The organism is Virgibacillus natechei (genome assembly GCF_026013645.1).
GTDB lineage: Bacteria > Bacillota > Bacilli > Bacillales > Amphibacillaceae > Virgibacillus_L > Virgibacillus_L natechei.
This window is the reverse complement of the sequence record NZ_CP110224.1, coordinates 1,837,587-1,853,480: the sequence shown is the minus strand read 5'-3', so window position 1 is coordinate 1,853,480 and position 15,894 is coordinate 1,837,587. Positions and strand designations below refer to the sequence as shown.

Here is a 15,894-nt window from a genome sequence, read left to right as displayed (position 1 = left end):
AAGACCTAACACAGAATTTAATCCGAACTAGGTCTGAAACCGTTTAATATCATTTGTATATCAGTTTTATCCATTTGAGTTTTATCCACTGTGTCGTAAACACCTCGACCAACTTTTTCCTTATCCATAGTAATATTGATAGGGCGGTTACTCGATTCGATTTGCTGCTGTTGTTGTCCCAGTACGTTTGCAAATAACTCAGTAAGTTGATCTAATGAATCACTTAATTGTTCCATCCTTGATTCCATGCCACTATTGTTTATTTGATGTTCAACCTGTAAGACATCTTTGTTAGCCTGTATCTCATAAGCAGCGCCATTAAAAGTACGTGCCAAACCATCTATTTCATCTGTCATAGCTTTATGTGTATTCTGAGCCATCGATGTGGCTGATTTCTTGGCTTCTTCTTCTTGATCTTCTATACCAATCGCAAAGCCATCTGTAAAGAATCCACCTGTTATTGCAGTTTCCCTTGAAGGTGAGGCAGTACGTATAGATGAGCTTAATGCGCTTAATGCATTTTGACCCATGCTCCAAGCTGTGCTCCAGATAGAGTCACTTCTATTATTCATCCCTCGTTGGAATCCTGAAGCAAAGTTAGTTCCTGCGCCAGTTGTACTAACAGAATTTAATCCACTTCGACCATTGCTTGCAACTGAGCTACCTGTACCTCTTATTCGACTTGACCAGTTTCCTAAACCTGTATTAAACATTGAACCTGCACTACTTCCACCACCGCCATCAGTGGTGCTTCCAAGTGCACCAGTTACGTCAGAGGATAGATTCCTACCAGTTCTTAAGTTTAATCCAATAGTGCTCGCTAGCCCTGTATCATGACTGCTACCTTTGTTCTCACCAGCTTTTTGAGACTGTGCTGTTCCTTCACCTAAGGTATCAACAGATGAGTTAATGATCTCCCATGCGCTGTTAATGTTATTCATTCTAGTACCGATTATGCCTGAGCTGTGGTTATCACCTTTGTTTTTACCATGTTGTTTAGATTCGGGATTTCCCTTGCCTAGCTCGCTGTCAGTAGAACCAATTATATTTCGTGCTGAGTTTACGTTATCATCTAGTGTTGAGTCAATGCCATCTTTGTGGGCATCACCTTTATCCTTACCAGCTTGTCCAGATTCTTCTGTTCCTTCTTTAAGTGCTTCAACAGTTTCACCAGACAAGTCTGAAGCTAGTTGATAAGCTTCTTCAGTCGTGTAACCTAATTGCTCAAGATGTTCGACTAATTGATCACCGTTAAGCTGAATACCATCTCTGACTAGTTCGAGTATATCCAACTCTTTAAGCATCTGAAGGGCAACGCCTTCGCCTTTGTCTATCTTCCTATCAATAGCTTCAATCTGCTCATCTATTTCATCTTTATTAGCACCTTGTTCTTTTCTGTTCTCAACAAGTTGTTCTCTTTCCTCAATAAGCTTTCCATTTTTATTCTGAATTTGTTCAAGGATATTACCTTCAGCAACTTCAATATCGTGGGTAGCTTCTAAACTTTCTAATTTTTCCTGTGTTCCTTCGCTTAAACTATCACGCTGAGATTCCACTAAAGAATTGACAGTACCATATAATTCTAATTCATCAGTTATATAGTTTTGTGCTTCTGCTAACTCTCCATTTTGCTCAACTAAACTGTCATACTTCTCCTGTTGATCATCAGAAAGTTCACCATTTTTTTCTAGCTCTTCATCTAAGTCAGATAGTTTTTCTTTATTTTTAGCTATTGTTTCTTCTAGTGTGATAATACCTTCTTGACCAGTTTCACTAATACCTTCACGTTTAAGCAGTATATCTGCTAAACCTTCATCCAATGCTTCAATCTTAGCCAACTCTTCTTCAGAAGCGTCAACAGATTCTCTTTTTTCTTTGACTTGTTCTTGTAAGCGTTCAACACCTTCAAGATAATGACCGTTTTCAACATCTAACAATGCTGTATATTCGTCCTGTAAACGTTTTTCTTCTTCACTACCAGCTATTGTATCTTTCTGAAGCTCTTTAATTTCTGCCTTTCTGTCTCTTATTTCTGATTCAGACATATCAATGGCATTGGTATATATACCTTGCTGATCGATTAAATAGTTAATCTCTTCTTGTTCTGCTTTAATCTCTTTTCTTAGTTCTGTTTCTTGTTCTAATGCCTTATTTCTTTCAGTTTCCATTTCAACCATAGTAGCTTCATGCAGAGAATCAATATACTCTCTTACTGCATCTGTGTTGTCTACAAACGCATTACCTTGATCTGATATAGAGGATTCAATATTCGGAGATTGTTCAATGAGGTCTTCGTTAGCTTCAAATAGAGTGTCTAACTCTTCATGCGATAAGCCAGATTTTTCTGCTAAGTTGTCATACTGTGATTGCAACTTATCTACTTCTTCGCTATGTGTGGCATCAGCGATTTGTTGGTTAATATCGTAGAGTTCACCGAGTTCACTGTTACTTATATTTGCTTTTTCTGATAATCTATCAAATGTGTCAGCACTGTTTTCTAATGCGACTGCTTGATCATTTAGAGCTTCAACATTATCTAAGTTAGCTTTCTTATTTTCTTCCGTGTAAGTGGTGGCTGCATATATGCCTGTTCCTATTGCGCCAAGTCCAGCGGTCAACCCTACTATCGCCAATCCAACCGGCCCTGCAAATGCCATCAAAGCTCCAATACCTGCTGTTAATGATGCTACTGCTGTAACAACACCTAACACACCTGCAGCCATTAAAGCTGTCTGTGCTATTGTTGTAGTAGTTGCGTCATCCATTTCCGTGAACCCTCTGACCAAATCAGTTAATCCATCGACTGCATTACCAAAAACTGGTAATAACTCCTCACCAAATTCTATTTTTAAGCCTTCGACTGCTGATTGAAACTCTTCAATAGAACCCTGTGCATTATCTTGCATTGTATCAGCCATGTCAGATGCAGCGCCTTCAGAGTTTTCAAGCTCTCCTGTGTAATCTTCAAGTTCATCTGATCCTTCAGCTAATAAAGCTGACCAACCCGCTGTAGACTCTGAACCGAATATAGTAGATAATGCAGCAGTTTCTGCTTGGGAAGACATTCCATCTAATCCGCCTTCTAACTCACCTACTACATCATGCATTTCCTTCATGTTGCCGTCTGCATCAAACACGTTAATACCTAATTCTTCGATGAGATCGCCAGCTTCACCTGTTGGATCGGATAGTCTTAGTAAACCTTGTCTTAGCATACGTCCAGATTTTTGACCTTCAATCAGTTTTGTTATCCTAAAGGCTTTTTATCCTCTAGTTCTAGGAGTTTCCTCGCATTATAGGATGTCAATTCATCCTTAGCTCAGCATATATTTTCAACCTAATTAGTAGGTTGTTGAAGACTCTTGGGGAAATTTTTGCTATCATATCGCTCATTCCCTATGCGTTACAAAGACTTGTGATACAAGCCCTCTCGGTATTAGCTTAGTTATTGGTTTATTAATAAGCATAAAAAATAACACTCTTTTGAGTGTTATCCATAAATTTATTTAATTGTTCTAAGTTATTTTTCGTGTATCCGTATGTATCATGGAATAATTTGTGGCATGTTTTACAGAGGGTGATAGAGTTTGATAACTCTGTTCTGAGGGTTTTATGTTCGGAGTAGTTTAAAATGTGGTGTGCAACTAGGTTTCCACCCTTACTATCGTTGCAACATTGACAGGTATAATTGTCACGTCTGAACGTGTCATTTCTCCATTGGTGATATGCAGGGTATTTTCTAGTTGTTATTCTTTCTTCATTGGTAATAGAACTATCCCATCTAGGATGATTTTCACCTGCAAACCTTTTAGATTGACCTATTGCTTTACACTCATTGGAACAGTAACTAATCTCATACGTTTCTGATTGCGATTTTACTTTTTTAAATTCCTTTTTACAAGTATCACAATTGACCGAAACTTGGTTATACCTTTTACTGTTTTCTCCAGCATACAGTAGACTATATCCTTTATTCTTACATTTCTCAGAGCAATAATGGTGCTTTTTCCCCAGCTTCTGAGATGGTTTAATCTCCTTGGTATCTTTGCATATAAAACATTCAACTTTTATTTTTTGTGATGCGTTTTGAGGTTTACATTTATTACTACAATACTTAACTTTCTTATTAGCTGTTTTATGTTCATTCCCACACGTTTTGCAAGTAATGATATACTTGTTTTTCTTTTCCCTCTGACATTTCTTACAATAGTAGTCGCAACCATCATTATTGTTTTTGTCTTTATAAAACTCTGTTAAACTCTTAATCTCATTACATTTACTACACTCTTTTTCTTCTATTATATTAATCACTCCTACCGATTAGAGTTGATTAATAAACCAATAACCTTAGCCTTCACCGATTTTCCTCAATTGTCGTTATGCAATTGCTTGCATAAGGGGCATTAAAAAAATACCCGAATCTGCCATGATACCTGTCGCTGCTGCTAAATCTTCAAAGCCTATACCTAAACCTTCAGCAATTGGGGCAACAGTAGCCATGCTGTTTCCCAAACCTTCCACATCGAGATTTGCAGATGCTGCTCCTGCTGCTAGTACATCAGATACTCGACCTGCCTCTTCAGCTTCCATTCCAAATCCTGAGATGATATTGGAAGTTATATCCGCAGCTCTACCTAAATCCATATTAGATGATGCAGCTAGATCAAGCAGCCCTGGCATACTGGAAATAATTTCGCTTGTATCGAATCCTGCGCGGGCTAACATCTCCATGCCTTCTGCGCTTTCACTCGCTGAATATTTTGTTGTTTGGCCAAGTTCCTTAGCTTGATCCTCTAAGGCTTCCAATTCACTACCTGTTGCTCCACTTATAGATTCTACACTGCTCATCTGAGATTCGAAGTCTATAGCAACCTCAGCTGCATCCCGCATAGGCTTGACCAATCCTGCTAATGCAACACCAGAGACCCCTGCAATTGTTCCACCAACATTTCGCATTGTTCCGCCGACATCGCGGAATTTCTGATCAAATTCCTCAAAGCTCATTCCAGCATCTTCAGTGGCAGACTCTAACTCTTCCATTTCAGCTTGAGTTTGTTTTAACTGACCCTCAGTTTTATTCATCTCACTGTTTGCTTTGTTTAGCCTAGCTTCCAACTCTTGAGTTTCCTTAGAATTTTCACCAGTTTGTTCAGCAGAATCAGCATGTGCTTTTTCGAGTAGACTGACTCTTTCTCTATGATTGTCCATTTGCTTTGTTAAGCTCTGAACCTTTGTTTCATTATCCTGAATCTTATTTCCATATTCATCTGTTTCATTTCTTGCTGCTTCCATTTCAGTCTTAACCGTTCGCATAGACCTATTAACAGCGCTCATATCAGATTTAAACTGACTCGTATTAGCTATGAGATTAATTCCCATATCTCTTGACATTTATTCTCACCCTCTTTCTAAGTTAGAATCCGGGTATTTGATCAATCGTGACTTGTGATTGATTCGATTGTTTACCTTTTCCTTTTGTTTTTCTGTTTGCTTTTCTATGTGCTAACAATTTCATATGATAGATAATATCCATTTCATCAATTTGATTCTGAGTGTAGCCCAACTCAATTAGAGAGGAATACATGTCTTTCACAGACTCACCCAGACTTATTTTTTTCCATCATCTTGCTTTGCTTCTGTATCTCCTGCTAGCATCTTGGTAGCTGTGCTTACCTGATCTAAAACAAAGAAGGTTGTAGCATATATGGTTTTCAGTAACTCACGTCCATCAATCCCATTTTCAAATTCATCTACTGTAAATTTTTCACCAAACACTTCTGTTACAAATTGGATATATCCATCAAATTTGTTTATATCAAATACCTCATTTTCTATACTTTGAGATATTTCTACCGCTTGTCTAAACAGTCCGCCCTTAACAAATGCAGGTGTTGTAAATCTCTTTTTCTTGCCATCTATTTTTAGTTCGATTGTGAAATTTTCCATTTAACATTCTCCTTTATAGTTAAAATTTCATTAAAAAAAGAGAGCCAAATTAATGACTCTCTACTGTGCTATTATTCAGTTGTTTCAGTTCCTTGTACGGCTGTTGCAGTTTCTTCATCGTAAACAACATTTTCAAACCATTTTGCTGATGTAACTTCTTTGCTGTCTAATTGTGCTTTCCAGTTGCCATTGTGTCGCAAAGGTGTAAACCTCAGTGTTAACTGTGTATCTTGACTTTCTACCGTTCCTTCATCAGTTGAATGCTCGATATTAGTCAATTCTGGCTTACCTTTTAACAACCAGTAGAACCTATGTCCGCCACCTTGGATTTGAGCTTTAAATCCTAGTGCCAACTCTGATGCTTCGTCTGCAACGTTACTGAATACAACATCGCCAGACTGGTCATGACCGAATATTTTCGTTTGAATGTGTTGTGGTAGATCAACTGCTGTTAGATCAACATCAATATCCCCCAAACTATTCAAGACACCAAATGCACCATTGTCTGCATATTTAGTGTTAGTTTCAGTGTTAGGATTCACACTAACATCAACTGCTCCCTCCAACTCCTCAGGTGATTCATACTCAACTGCTGTTTTATCATCCTCTGTTAAAATTGCGATGTGAAAGTCCGATAGTCCGTGTACCAATTTTGTTTTGTTTTCCATTTTTAAATCATTCCTTTTCATTTTTTATAGTTTTATAAATAAATATTTTTCGTGAATCTCATTGCTCTGTGATACAACTCTGTATCCTCTTCGTATAAATTTTCTTGGTCATATTTGTGATACTCAATTTCACTCATTGTCCTAGCAACTTCCTTTGTAATTGCTGTCTGATCAATGATTGTTTTCTCATCACAAAAAATACTGACTTGGAAATTGACAACTGCCATACTCAGCTCATTGTCCTTAAAATCCTCATCAGCATTCTTAATTTCTGTGTATACAATTCGAGGAAAACTAGAAGTCTGTCTAGCAACCATATTGTGGAAGCCGCCAACGACTAATCTAGTCAATTCCTCGTTACTTCTCAATGCTTGCAGTAATTCTACTTGAGCATCATAGTGTTTAAATTTAGTCATTGATGACCTCCTCAAATTTAGCCTGCATTAATTCATAAGCTTCTGCCTGTCCTAATTCTCCGCTTCTTTCTATAAAAGGTTTAGGAGGCATCTTAGAAGTACCATACTCCAAAAACTTTGCTCTCCATCTTACCTTTTTGTTGGGTCTGATAATCACCTTTGAGCCTTCTTGAGTATTTGTCACTCTTCCCACTTCGATATTATCCTCAATGTGTGGCTGATTCTTAGCAGAACGATTAACACCTTTTCTTTGATGTTCTGCTATTACCTCTCCACCTTCTTTTAAGGCTTCTGCTTCTAACCTTTTAGCTCCATTGCCCATCTTCTCAAAGTGTTGAACAAGCTCGTCAAAGCCCTCAATTTCCATTTTCATTCTGCTCATTGTCGTATCTCACTAGCTAGAATTTCTAGCTCGATATTTCTTTCTTCGAGATTATTTATGAAGGTAATATCATACATTCGATCACCGTATTTAATTTTCATATCATCGGTAACACGCTTGTTGTATCTAATTGTTATACGTGCTGTGACATCTACTGCGTTAGCTCCAGCCATGATAAATTCATTGCCTCTGACACTCTTAATCTCAGCCCAAACTTTGCCTATTTCAGCTACATCTATCCATTCAGTTACCCAATGCCCTTCATCAGTTTGATACTCATCTTCACGTTGAAATGAAATGCGATTACGATATTTTGCAGGATTAATTGGTTTCATCTTTTACACCTTCTAGCTCGATCTGAAGCAACATAGAAGATAGAGTAAAATCTAATTCATCTGCCTGTTCCATACCTCTATTTTCATACCAGCGTACAACCAATAAGAGAACAACCATTTTGTAAGCATGATTGTTCTCTGTGAAGTCAACATTAGTTGCTGATTTGATATATTGTTTAGCTGTATCAATGAGCATTTGAATAGTTAAATCCTCATCACTTCCATCTATTCTTATGTACTCCTTAGCCAATTCCAACATTAGCTATCACCTCTTTCTTACTCTGTAGGTTCAGCAGGCTCAGCTAGAGTAGCGTATACGTAAGCATCTGCATCAGCTTTCTTCACATCAAAGCGCTCAATTACACGTGCCACTGTTTGGTTCTTAGTAAATCCTGCTTCCTTAGAAATAGCCACTTCGTAAACTCCACGATCAAACATTTTGATTGCATCGGTAAATGAGCCTACATAGATAGGCGCTTTTCCTGAAACGTTAGGCAATTCCTTATCGGAGAACACTTCTACTACACGACCTTGCAATAGCTTCTGAGTAGCATTAGCTGGATTTGGCTGTAATAGTGGACGACCTTGCTTATCTTCCATTTCATCTAGGAATTGGAAGCCAGTCTGGTTAGTAATCACACGTGCATTCTCAGCAATCGCTGCATCTAAATCTTTATTGAACAATGCTTTAATACTTTTAATATCTGTAACTGATTTAGCTGTTTTACCTTGTTTCAATGCTGCAAAAATCTTGCTATTCTCAGTTTTAATAGCTTTCTTAGCGAATAGACGATTCAAATAGCTCATGAAGTTGCCTGCTTCGTCTTGTAGGAAGGAATTAGAAAGTGGAGTGATAGCACCGTAAGCAGCAACACTATATTCAACATTTGTAAATTTAGGTGTTTGTTCTGCTAAACCAGTATTATCCTCATCAAAATTAACTAGCTCAGTGTTGTTTCCACCTTTTTCAACAGGGAATGAGCCTGCCTTCGTGCTTGTCGGTACTACATCGACTAATGATTTTGCTGATTTGTAGTTACGTTTCAACTCTTCAATAGTAGTAGATACTGTCTCAGGAACTAGATAACCACCATCTTCATCTGGACTTGTCACTACTAGAGCACGTTCCTCATCTGTTAATTTAACTCCTCGCACTGCTTTTAAAAATGCTTCTCTTTTTTCCACTTTGCTGTCTCCTTTATTTTCACGCTTTTCTTCTTTAAACTTGTTGTCCATTTCACGCTCTTCTTCTTTGTCCAGCTCAACTTGCAATTCAATCGTCTTCTCTAAGTTTCGTACCTCTTCCATTTTTGCTTCTGCATCTTCTACTTTGTTGTCGTTGAGAAGTCCTCGTACCTCTTCTTTATTTGCTGCTAGTTGCTGACGTAGTTCTTGTAATTTGTCCATGTATTTTGTCTCCTTTAAAATTGTTTTGTATTTTTGACATAAAAAAATAGAGCTTATAGCTCTAACTCGATTAACATTTTCCGTTTGTTTATTTCATTTTGTAGCTCGCTCTTGTGTTCATTTAAAGACCTCTGAGCAACTACTACTTGAGTATCACTGTAGGCAGGAACAGTCACCACAGATACGTCTGAGATACTCTTGAATCGCTTAATTGTGCGTATGTAGATATCTCTATCCCTATCGTGTGCCCAACTTTCGTCACCGTCATCGGCATAATCTAACGAGAATGCAAAACTTGATTGACTAATATCACCACGTTTCATAGACTCCATTAAATCTCTGGCATAAGAAGTATTTGGTGGATCAATAGTATATTTTAATCCAAACTCATCAGTTTCAAGTTTCAAAGTACCACTTGTTGATCTACCTAATACCAGTGAACTATCGTGGTTGATTAAAGCTACCACATTATCCATTCTAGCTTGATCTAGTGCTCTAGGCTCGATAGTCTCAATAAAGCCTCCTAAATCCTCTGAGTAGGTGTTAAAGCGCAAGGCATAGCCTACAATGACATCCTTTTTCTCATCTTCTTCGCCAATTGTTCTTATCTCTATTTGGCTATCCAACATTCTAATTTCTTTCTCACTCATTCATTTTCACCCCCTTCCAAGCCTGTTCTATCATAGTTAGCACCGTTAACAGCATCTTCTAAGCTGAGGTAGCTACCATTAACAATTAATTGATCTGATCCATCTAAATGAGGTAGATCAATCTGCTTTCTAGCTTCTGCTGGTGTCATTACACCCTTTTCAACAAATGTCGTGAGATACTCCGCTCTTTCTTTTGTGTTGCTTCTCAGGATTGAGTCAACATTAAATCTGAAAAAGTAACCGCTGCTAACCTCATTAGAAGTGAGTAGTTTGTAAGTTAATTCTTGTTCATAATTTGTGAGAATTGGTTGTAACGTATCAACATAGAACTCTTTATTTTGATGTTCTATGTTGCTATTTGTGGATCTTTCGAGGCTTCCTAGTTGATGCATCTTCACTCCAAATGCTGAAGCAATCTGTGTTATGTTTAATTGTGATAGCTCGGTAAATTGAGCATCTGCCATACTCGTGCTAATTGATTGATAATCAAAGCCTATGGGTAATGGCATTATTTTTCCACTATTGGCAATCCCCCCACTAATACGGCTCATTTTTTCCTGTAGCTGTTTCTGTTTTCCTTCATCTAAATCACCGATATATTTAATTATCCCTTTACTATGTAAACCATTTTTCCAGTAGTTATTTGTGTACGATGTACTAGCTTGAGCATTTTCAACAAGTGTCTTTAAGTAGTCTTTGATTGCCATTCCTTGCATACCATCTTTAGTCATTCCGATGAAATGCAACACTTCACTATTTTTAAATTTATACTGATGTCCTCTTTGATCAATATAAATATAGTAAATAGCATTATTTTCACTGCCTAATATTCCTCTGTCATCGATCCAAATATCTACAGTGGACATATCGAGAGGAATTAAAGATTTAACTTTTCCTGCATCTTTACCAAACTTGTGATAATCAATAGCTACAATCGCATGGCCAAAATAATTGCGTTGGAATTCAACTGTTTTCCAAAATGTAGAACTGGACATAATTGGATTCGGTCTTAATTTAAGTAGATTATATAGGTAATGTTTATTCTCTTTTGTTGTACCTTCATCACTTGACTGATGTAACTTTAAGGGCAATTTAGAGACTGCATCAGACAGTATTCTTAAGCAAGTATAAAAGGTTGCTTCCTTTGCTTTATCTGCTGAGATACCGTCTATATCAATTCCTAATGCCTTTGCAAATGCTGCATCATCAGATGTAAATGTTGTTCTTGTTTTACTGTTACTTCTTATTTCTCTTCCAAATAGATTCATTTATTCACCCCCATTCAATCATTAGGTTTTGTCCATTTCATCAACCAAATGGCAGACAAAATAAAAAGCACTCCAGATACATACACTGCTGCAATTGGATTAATCAATGCAGTAGCTGTTATGATCAGCAGCACCCCTAATATCACTAAAATTTCTACTATGTAATTATTAATAAATTTCATTTATCACATTCCTTTCCTACATATCAAGCCAGTCATCAATTGCTTCGTTTGAATCATAATCACTATTTTTCTGACTTAACACAGCTCTATTCAATCCCATCAACAAAGCTATTATTCCATCAATCTTAAAACTAGCCTTCTCCCTATCAAACATAATTTTTCCGTTTGGATTTTCCTTTGCGACAACATTCTGAGCCATCCAATTCATAACAGGATTGTTGTTATGTACTAGCTTTTGATCAAATAGCAACTCATAGAAGTCTGATATAGTTGGGCTTAAATAGAATCCTTGTTTAGTATCTACCATAATATGCCCATCATTCATTAAATCTGAAGCAATGCCACCACTAGCAAATTTATCCAATGCAATCTGTTTGATATCATACTCCATGCTTAATTCATTTATGATTTGTCGAACATATCTAAAGTTAACATGATCACCTTTTGTAGCATGTAAACGTTCTTGATTAGCATATTTAACATAAGGGAATCTATCTAATTTTTCATCAGTTTGAAGTGTATCGGCAGGCTTGAATAAATGGGGAACGATATAGTAATTATCGTCAATTGGGAATACCATTACAAATGCTGAGAAGTCTTTTTTGATTGATAAATCTAGTCCAGCATAGCATTCTTTTCCTTTTAAGAATGACATATCAAAGTCTTTACCACAGAGTTTCCACTTAGACATATTGATAGCTTGCTCATTATCCAGTACAACGTGTTGATTAAGGTAATAACGTCTGAATGATGCTTCTTCAATTGGATTAGCAAGTGCTTGCTTAGATAACCTTTCCAACTCTTCCGATGATCTAAAGCCACCTTCTTCTGTATCTAATGCAGGATTTGATTTTAACCATTGTTCTACATCATCCAATCTACAGTCATCATCTGCTGCAAAGATAGCTGAATAAAATGAATCATCTTCTACTTCACCATTGATTACCTTTAAGGCATATTGATACTTTTTATATTCAGTATTATATTCGTCTTGTCCGTTACTTGCTGTTGTAACACTAATCATTAGAGGCTGTTTACGTGCGCCCATACCTGTTTGTAATTTAGTATAGTTGTTGCCACCTGTTTTATCCTCGTGTGTTTCATCGGCTACAGCAAAATAAGGATTATATCCGTCAAGTTTAGATGTATCAGAGGATAAGATTTGTATATAGGAATCTGTAGTTTTCCTTAAGATTTTTCTTCTGCTATTCACGATTGTACAATGTTTAGCCAATGTTTTATTCGTTCTAATCATGAACTCAACCATATTATAAATATTGTTCGCTTGATCTTTGGAGTTGGCTACTATAATATTTTCCTGTCCAGTTTCCTTGTCAGTAAATAACACATAGACAAACAGACAGGCTACTATGAATGATTTAGAGTTCTTCCTACCCATTGTAATAAAGGCTTCTCTGTAACGTCTTAAATCATCTTTAACACGTTTAGTAGCGATTAAATCTGTTATAATTTTCTTCTGGTATGGCAACAATTTAATTTTCTGACCTTGTTTTCCTTTGGGTAAGTTTAACTTTTCTATAAATTTGATTACATTTTCTGCTTCATTTTCATCAAAATAATACTTGTTATTTTCCACCTTTCTTCACCTTTTTCTATTTTACAATCATGTTGTTTAACTCATCATCTCCACCACTCGACCCATCCCCCATTAATGTATCCTTTAATTTTTTTCGCTCTTTTGGTGATAAGCCAAACTCTTTAATGAATGATAGCATCGACTTCATGGCATTGTTTGCGATTGATATCTCTGGTATTTGTTGAGAATAATTTGAGTCTGTGGTAAATGTTAAACTTTTATTTTTCTTGATGGCTCGTTCTGCTTGAATCCATCTCTGGTAATTAGCAAATAAAGCTGACAGAGCTATATCATCACCATCTTTCCAATTCCCATCTTCCATCAACATTTGAGCTACTTGAATATATTTCTTTTTTGTAGCTGCGTTTAAAAATGTTGGTGGTTTAATTTCTTCCATATGATTTTCACCTACTTTTTTGTAAAATTTTGAAACCGCCCCTATTAAAAACCTCAAAAAGTTGCACAGTTGATTGGCAGGGGGTCTAGAGCGAAATCTAAATAAAGTTTCTACCAAGCCCCGATCCTCTTTTTCAAATTTATTTTCCAACTTTTTACTTTTTTATGATTTTATTTTATCGATATTCTATTTATCGATATTCGATTCCTTCTTTTTTCCTATATAAACGACTCTGATATTTCATTTCTTCTAATATGCTATCAGTCCTACTAACAACCTCATCGAATCGTTTCATTGTTTCTTCATGCTTCTCAATCAATCTATCCATCTTATCTTCTAATCTCTCTATGCTCATTCTTTACTCTCCTTTGATCCTCGACTTACTACGAAAAGAATTATGTATACTCTTAGCAATCTCTGTAGTCAGATCATCTGTAACATTTTGTATTAAAAACTCCGCAAACCCTTCATCAGACTCATCTCCAGTTTCCCATTCAAACTGTATCTTCTGTTTCATATTGATCTCTTCACCTTTGTAGTATACTCTCGGCAAACTCTTTACCTTATCCAACTCTATTACCAGTAACTTCTCTTTGTTTTGTTCCATTATTAATCAATCTCCTTCTATTATATTATTGTTATCCTTTACTACTATGATGTTCGTTGTGGCATGAATGACAGACACACTCTAAGTTACTAGGCTCTAATGCCTTACTCATGTCCTCAGTCAACTCTATAATATGATGGACAACATCAGCCTTAGTTATCTTCTTATCCTTTAAGCACCACTGACACAATCCATCATCTCTAGCCTTTATGTAATCTCTAACCTTCTTCCAATTGCTGCTCTGATAAAACTTCCTACTCTCTTGATTCCGTTCATACCTATCATACTGTTTAACTCTATCGTTTTTATGCTTATCACAATATGCTCCATCACGTACCAATTCAGCACACCCAGACTTATTGCATGGCTTCAATGGCTTCTTACTAATCATCTGGCTCACTCATCGCTTACCACCTTCACAGACTGTGACCGTTCCCTCAGACTACTCACAACCGAATCAATAATCTTAACAACTACATACACAATAGCTGCAACTGTATAACTCACACTGATCCCGAATATAGTATTAACGATAGATATCATTCCTATTATCATCAGTAATCCTATTATTAAGCTCACATGCCAAACTACCAACTTATCAATTTTACTCATTATCCATTCCCCTTTAACTTTTCTAATTCTTCTTCATTCATTTCACTATCTTCAACCTTTTCAATAACCCTCCATGTATCTTTGACTTGATCAATCTTTGAGTCCAGTTGATCGGTCAATCTTTTAATCATATCAATGTCTTTAATGACCTCTGCTGTAATCTCACTTTCCTTGATACAACCAATTTCTATGAGTTTATTCCTCATATTATTTATAATGTGATAGTGACTGTAGTAATTTCTTGATGTTAAATCTTCTGCATCCTTGCCATATAAAAATTCATAGTCCATTATCCATATCCCCTTTATTTTTTAAACTCACTAATTCAAAACGATTCCTTTTTTACAAATTTAACAATGTAATGATCAAGAACACTGTCATCAACTGAATTTAACTTTTGTTCAGCCAAATACTTTTCAGCATCTTCTAATGTATTAAATCCAACCATTCCCATATCAGGAGGAAAATCTATAAAAACAAAATAATTAGCACCTTCAGATTCAATTCCAATTTTTAACATCTCAGCTTCCTCCAATAACTAAATTTGTCCATAATAAAAGACACTCGCAATAGCAAGTGTCTTAACTAATCAATATTATATCCTTCACCAGACTCAACAAATTCTTTCAATCGTTCTTCGCTATCTTTTAAACTATCCTTTTCAGTTTCTAGGGTTATTCCTTCCATATATCTTGCTGTTGTTGCGTTAGATATGATTAATATGTCTTCGTCTACATCATCATACAAATCTTTCTTAGTGCTAAACTCACCCATATATTTACTATAGTAACTATCAACAACGTTTTGATCTTCGCTGCTTGCATCTTCGTATAGTGTTCCTTTGTCAACATTGGTAGTAACAACATCCATCAACTGCAATGCATCTTCTGCTACTTCTTCATCTACATCTTCATGTATGTTCACGCTATTGCAAGCAGATAATAATATTAAAGATAATGATAGCATCAACAATATCTTCTTCATCCTACAAACCTCCTTCATAAGCTTATTATGATTTAGATGAAAGTATTTTGCAATATAAGCTAGGTGAAAAGACACCCACATTAGCGAGTGCCTTAATTTAATTTATTTTCTTTCCAATTCATCTATAGTAGTTTTCAAAAAATATAATTCATCGTTGGTTTCAAGGTCATTTCTTCCTTCATTTATAGTTTCTACTTCACTGAGCAATTCATCAAAATTGAAAAACTGTAGATATTTGTCCTGATATCCTTCTTCATTTGAAAAGCAGGATGAAACAGTATTGATTGTCTTTTTCATTACCTCTAACCTTTGTAACTTTGTTTCCTTTTTCTCCAGTTCCATTTTTTTATCCTGTAATTCTTTTTTTAACTCTTGTAACCACTCATCTGTAACTTGTGTTCTTATGTCCTCAGCGCTCATCCAACAACACCCCTTATCAAATA

23 protein-coding genes are annotated in these 15,894 nt (G+C 36.2%); all 23 read right to left on the bottom strand.

Going from position 1 to position 15,894, the window contains the following annotated elements; genetic code table 11:
• Positions 1 to 17: 17 nt before the first annotated feature.
• The 23 genes from OLD84_RS09675 to OLD84_RS09565 all read right to left on the bottom strand — a co-directional run bounded on the left by OLD84_RS09675 (position 18) and on the right by OLD84_RS09565 (position 15,871).
• Positions 18 to 3,239, bottom strand: coding sequence for a phage tail tape measure protein (locus OLD84_RS09675; RefSeq protein ID WP_264917493.1), 3,222 nt, complete (start codon positions 3,237 to 3,239; stop codon positions 18 to 20).
• A 217-nt stretch (positions 3,240 to 3,456) separates the two neighbouring features.
• Positions 3,457 to 4,311 carry an HNH endonuclease gene (locus OLD84_RS09670; protein WP_209461221.1) on the bottom strand — a complete coding sequence of 285 codons (855 nt, stop codon included), beginning with the start codon at positions 4,309 to 4,311 and terminating at the stop codon, positions 3,457 to 3,459.
• 66 nt (positions 4,312 to 4,377) lie between these two features.
• Positions 4,378 to 5,391: a phage tail tape measure protein gene (locus OLD84_RS09665; RefSeq protein WP_209461222.1), complete on the bottom strand. Its 1,014-nt coding sequence runs from the start codon at positions 5,389 to 5,391 to the stop codon at positions 4,378 to 4,380.
• A gap of 22 nt (positions 5,392 to 5,413) precedes the next feature.
• Positions 5,414 to 5,593 carry a hypothetical protein gene (locus OLD84_RS09660; RefSeq protein ID WP_209461556.1) on the bottom strand — a complete coding sequence of 60 codons (180 nt, stop codon included), beginning with the start codon at positions 5,591 to 5,593 and terminating at the stop codon, positions 5,414 to 5,416.
• Between the two features lie 14 nt (positions 5,594 to 5,607).
• Positions 5,608 to 5,946: a phage tail assembly chaperone G gene (gene gpG, locus OLD84_RS09655; protein WP_209461223.1), complete on the bottom strand. Its 339-nt coding sequence runs from the start codon at positions 5,944 to 5,946 to the stop codon at positions 5,608 to 5,610.
• 71 nt (positions 5,947 to 6,017) lie between these two features.
• The gene (locus tag OLD84_RS09650; RefSeq protein ID WP_209461224.1) at positions 6,018 to 6,614 is read right to left on the bottom strand and encodes a major tail protein; all 597 of its coding nucleotides are present in this window, start codon (positions 6,612 to 6,614) and stop codon (positions 6,018 to 6,020) included.
• A 32-nt stretch (positions 6,615 to 6,646) separates the two neighbouring features.
• Positions 6,647 to 7,030 carry a tail completion protein gp17 gene (gene gp17 / locus OLD84_RS09645; RefSeq protein WP_209461225.1) on the bottom strand — a complete coding sequence of 128 codons (384 nt, stop codon included), beginning with the start codon at positions 7,028 to 7,030 and terminating at the stop codon, positions 6,647 to 6,649.
• Entirely contained in the window at positions 7,023 to 7,412 is a 390-nt protein-coding gene (locus OLD84_RS09640; RefSeq protein ID WP_245301407.1) for an HK97-gp10 family putative phage morphogenesis protein, read from the bottom strand. Before OLD84_RS09640 ends, gp17 begins: the two co-directional genes overlap by 8 nt.
• On the bottom strand, positions 7,409 to 7,747 hold the full coding sequence (locus OLD84_RS09635; RefSeq protein ID WP_209461226.1) for a phage head closure protein: 339 nt from the start codon (positions 7,745 to 7,747) through the stop codon (positions 7,409 to 7,411). The genes OLD84_RS09640 and OLD84_RS09635 overlap by 4 nt, the downstream gene beginning before the upstream one ends.
• On the bottom strand, positions 7,734 to 8,006 hold the full coding sequence (locus tag OLD84_RS09630) for a head-tail connector protein (protein ID WP_209461227.1): 273 nt from the start codon (positions 8,004 to 8,006) through the stop codon (positions 7,734 to 7,736). Before OLD84_RS09630 ends, OLD84_RS09635 begins: the two co-directional genes overlap by 14 nt.
• 17 nt (positions 8,007 to 8,023) lie before the next feature.
• Entirely contained in the window at positions 8,024 to 9,154 is a 1,131-nt protein-coding gene (locus OLD84_RS09625; RefSeq protein WP_209461228.1) for a phage major capsid protein, read from the bottom strand.
• Between the two features lie 53 nt (positions 9,155 to 9,207).
• Positions 9,208 to 9,804, bottom strand: a complete 597-nt coding sequence (locus OLD84_RS09620) for an HK97 family phage prohead protease (protein ID WP_209461229.1) — start codon at positions 9,802 to 9,804, stop codon at positions 9,208 to 9,210.
• The gene (locus tag OLD84_RS09615) at positions 9,801 to 11,072 is read right to left on the bottom strand and encodes a phage portal protein (protein ID WP_209461230.1); all 1,272 of its coding nucleotides are present in this window, start codon (positions 11,070 to 11,072) and stop codon (positions 9,801 to 9,803) included. Before OLD84_RS09615 ends, OLD84_RS09620 begins: the two co-directional genes overlap by 4 nt.
• Positions 11,073 to 11,086: 14 nt before the next feature.
• Positions 11,087 to 11,254 carry a hypothetical protein gene (locus OLD84_RS09610; RefSeq protein ID WP_209461231.1) on the bottom strand — a complete coding sequence of 56 codons (168 nt, stop codon included), beginning with the start codon at positions 11,252 to 11,254 and terminating at the stop codon, positions 11,087 to 11,089.
• A 16-nt stretch (positions 11,255 to 11,270) separates the two neighbouring features.
• On the bottom strand, positions 11,271 to 12,851 hold the full coding sequence (locus OLD84_RS09605) for a terminase large subunit (protein ID WP_209461232.1): 1,581 nt from the start codon (positions 12,849 to 12,851) through the stop codon (positions 11,271 to 11,273).
• A gap of 16 nt (positions 12,852 to 12,867) precedes the next feature.
• Positions 12,868 to 13,248 carry a phage terminase small subunit P27 family gene (locus OLD84_RS09600; RefSeq protein WP_209461233.1) on the bottom strand — a complete coding sequence of 127 codons (381 nt, stop codon included), beginning with the start codon at positions 13,246 to 13,248 and terminating at the stop codon, positions 12,868 to 12,870.
• Between the two features lie 190 nt (positions 13,249 to 13,438).
• Positions 13,439 to 13,603 (bottom strand): hypothetical protein, encoded by a 165-nt coding sequence (locus tag OLD84_RS09595; protein WP_209461234.1) that lies wholly within the window; start codon positions 13,601 to 13,603, stop codon positions 13,439 to 13,441.
• 3 nt (positions 13,604 to 13,606) lie between these two features.
• Positions 13,607 to 13,855 (bottom strand): hypothetical protein, encoded by a 249-nt coding sequence (locus OLD84_RS09590; RefSeq protein WP_209461235.1) that lies wholly within the window; start codon positions 13,853 to 13,855, stop codon positions 13,607 to 13,609.
• A gap of 31 nt (positions 13,856 to 13,886) precedes the next feature.
• A complete protein-coding gene (locus OLD84_RS09585; RefSeq protein WP_209461536.1) occupies positions 13,887 to 14,246 on the bottom strand; it encodes an HNH endonuclease in 360 nt (119 codons plus the stop codon).
• Positions 14,247 to 14,466: 220 nt separating this feature from the next.
• Entirely contained in the window at positions 14,467 to 14,757 is a 291-nt protein-coding gene (locus OLD84_RS09580; RefSeq protein ID WP_209461236.1) for a hypothetical protein, read from the bottom strand.
• Between the two features lie 35 nt (positions 14,758 to 14,792).
• Positions 14,793 to 14,987, bottom strand: coding sequence for a hypothetical protein (locus OLD84_RS09575; RefSeq protein ID WP_209461237.1), 195 nt, complete (start codon positions 14,985 to 14,987; stop codon positions 14,793 to 14,795).
• A 65-nt stretch (positions 14,988 to 15,052) separates the two neighbouring features.
• On the bottom strand, positions 15,053 to 15,451 hold the full coding sequence (locus OLD84_RS09570; RefSeq protein WP_209461238.1) for a hypothetical protein: 399 nt from the start codon (positions 15,449 to 15,451) through the stop codon (positions 15,053 to 15,055).
• 102 nt (positions 15,452 to 15,553) lie between these two features.
• Complete coding sequence (locus tag OLD84_RS09565; RefSeq protein WP_209461239.1) at positions 15,554 to 15,871, bottom strand: hypothetical protein; 318 nt, start codon at positions 15,869 to 15,871, stop codon at positions 15,554 to 15,556.
• Between the last annotated feature and the right edge of the window lie 23 nt (positions 15,872 to 15,894).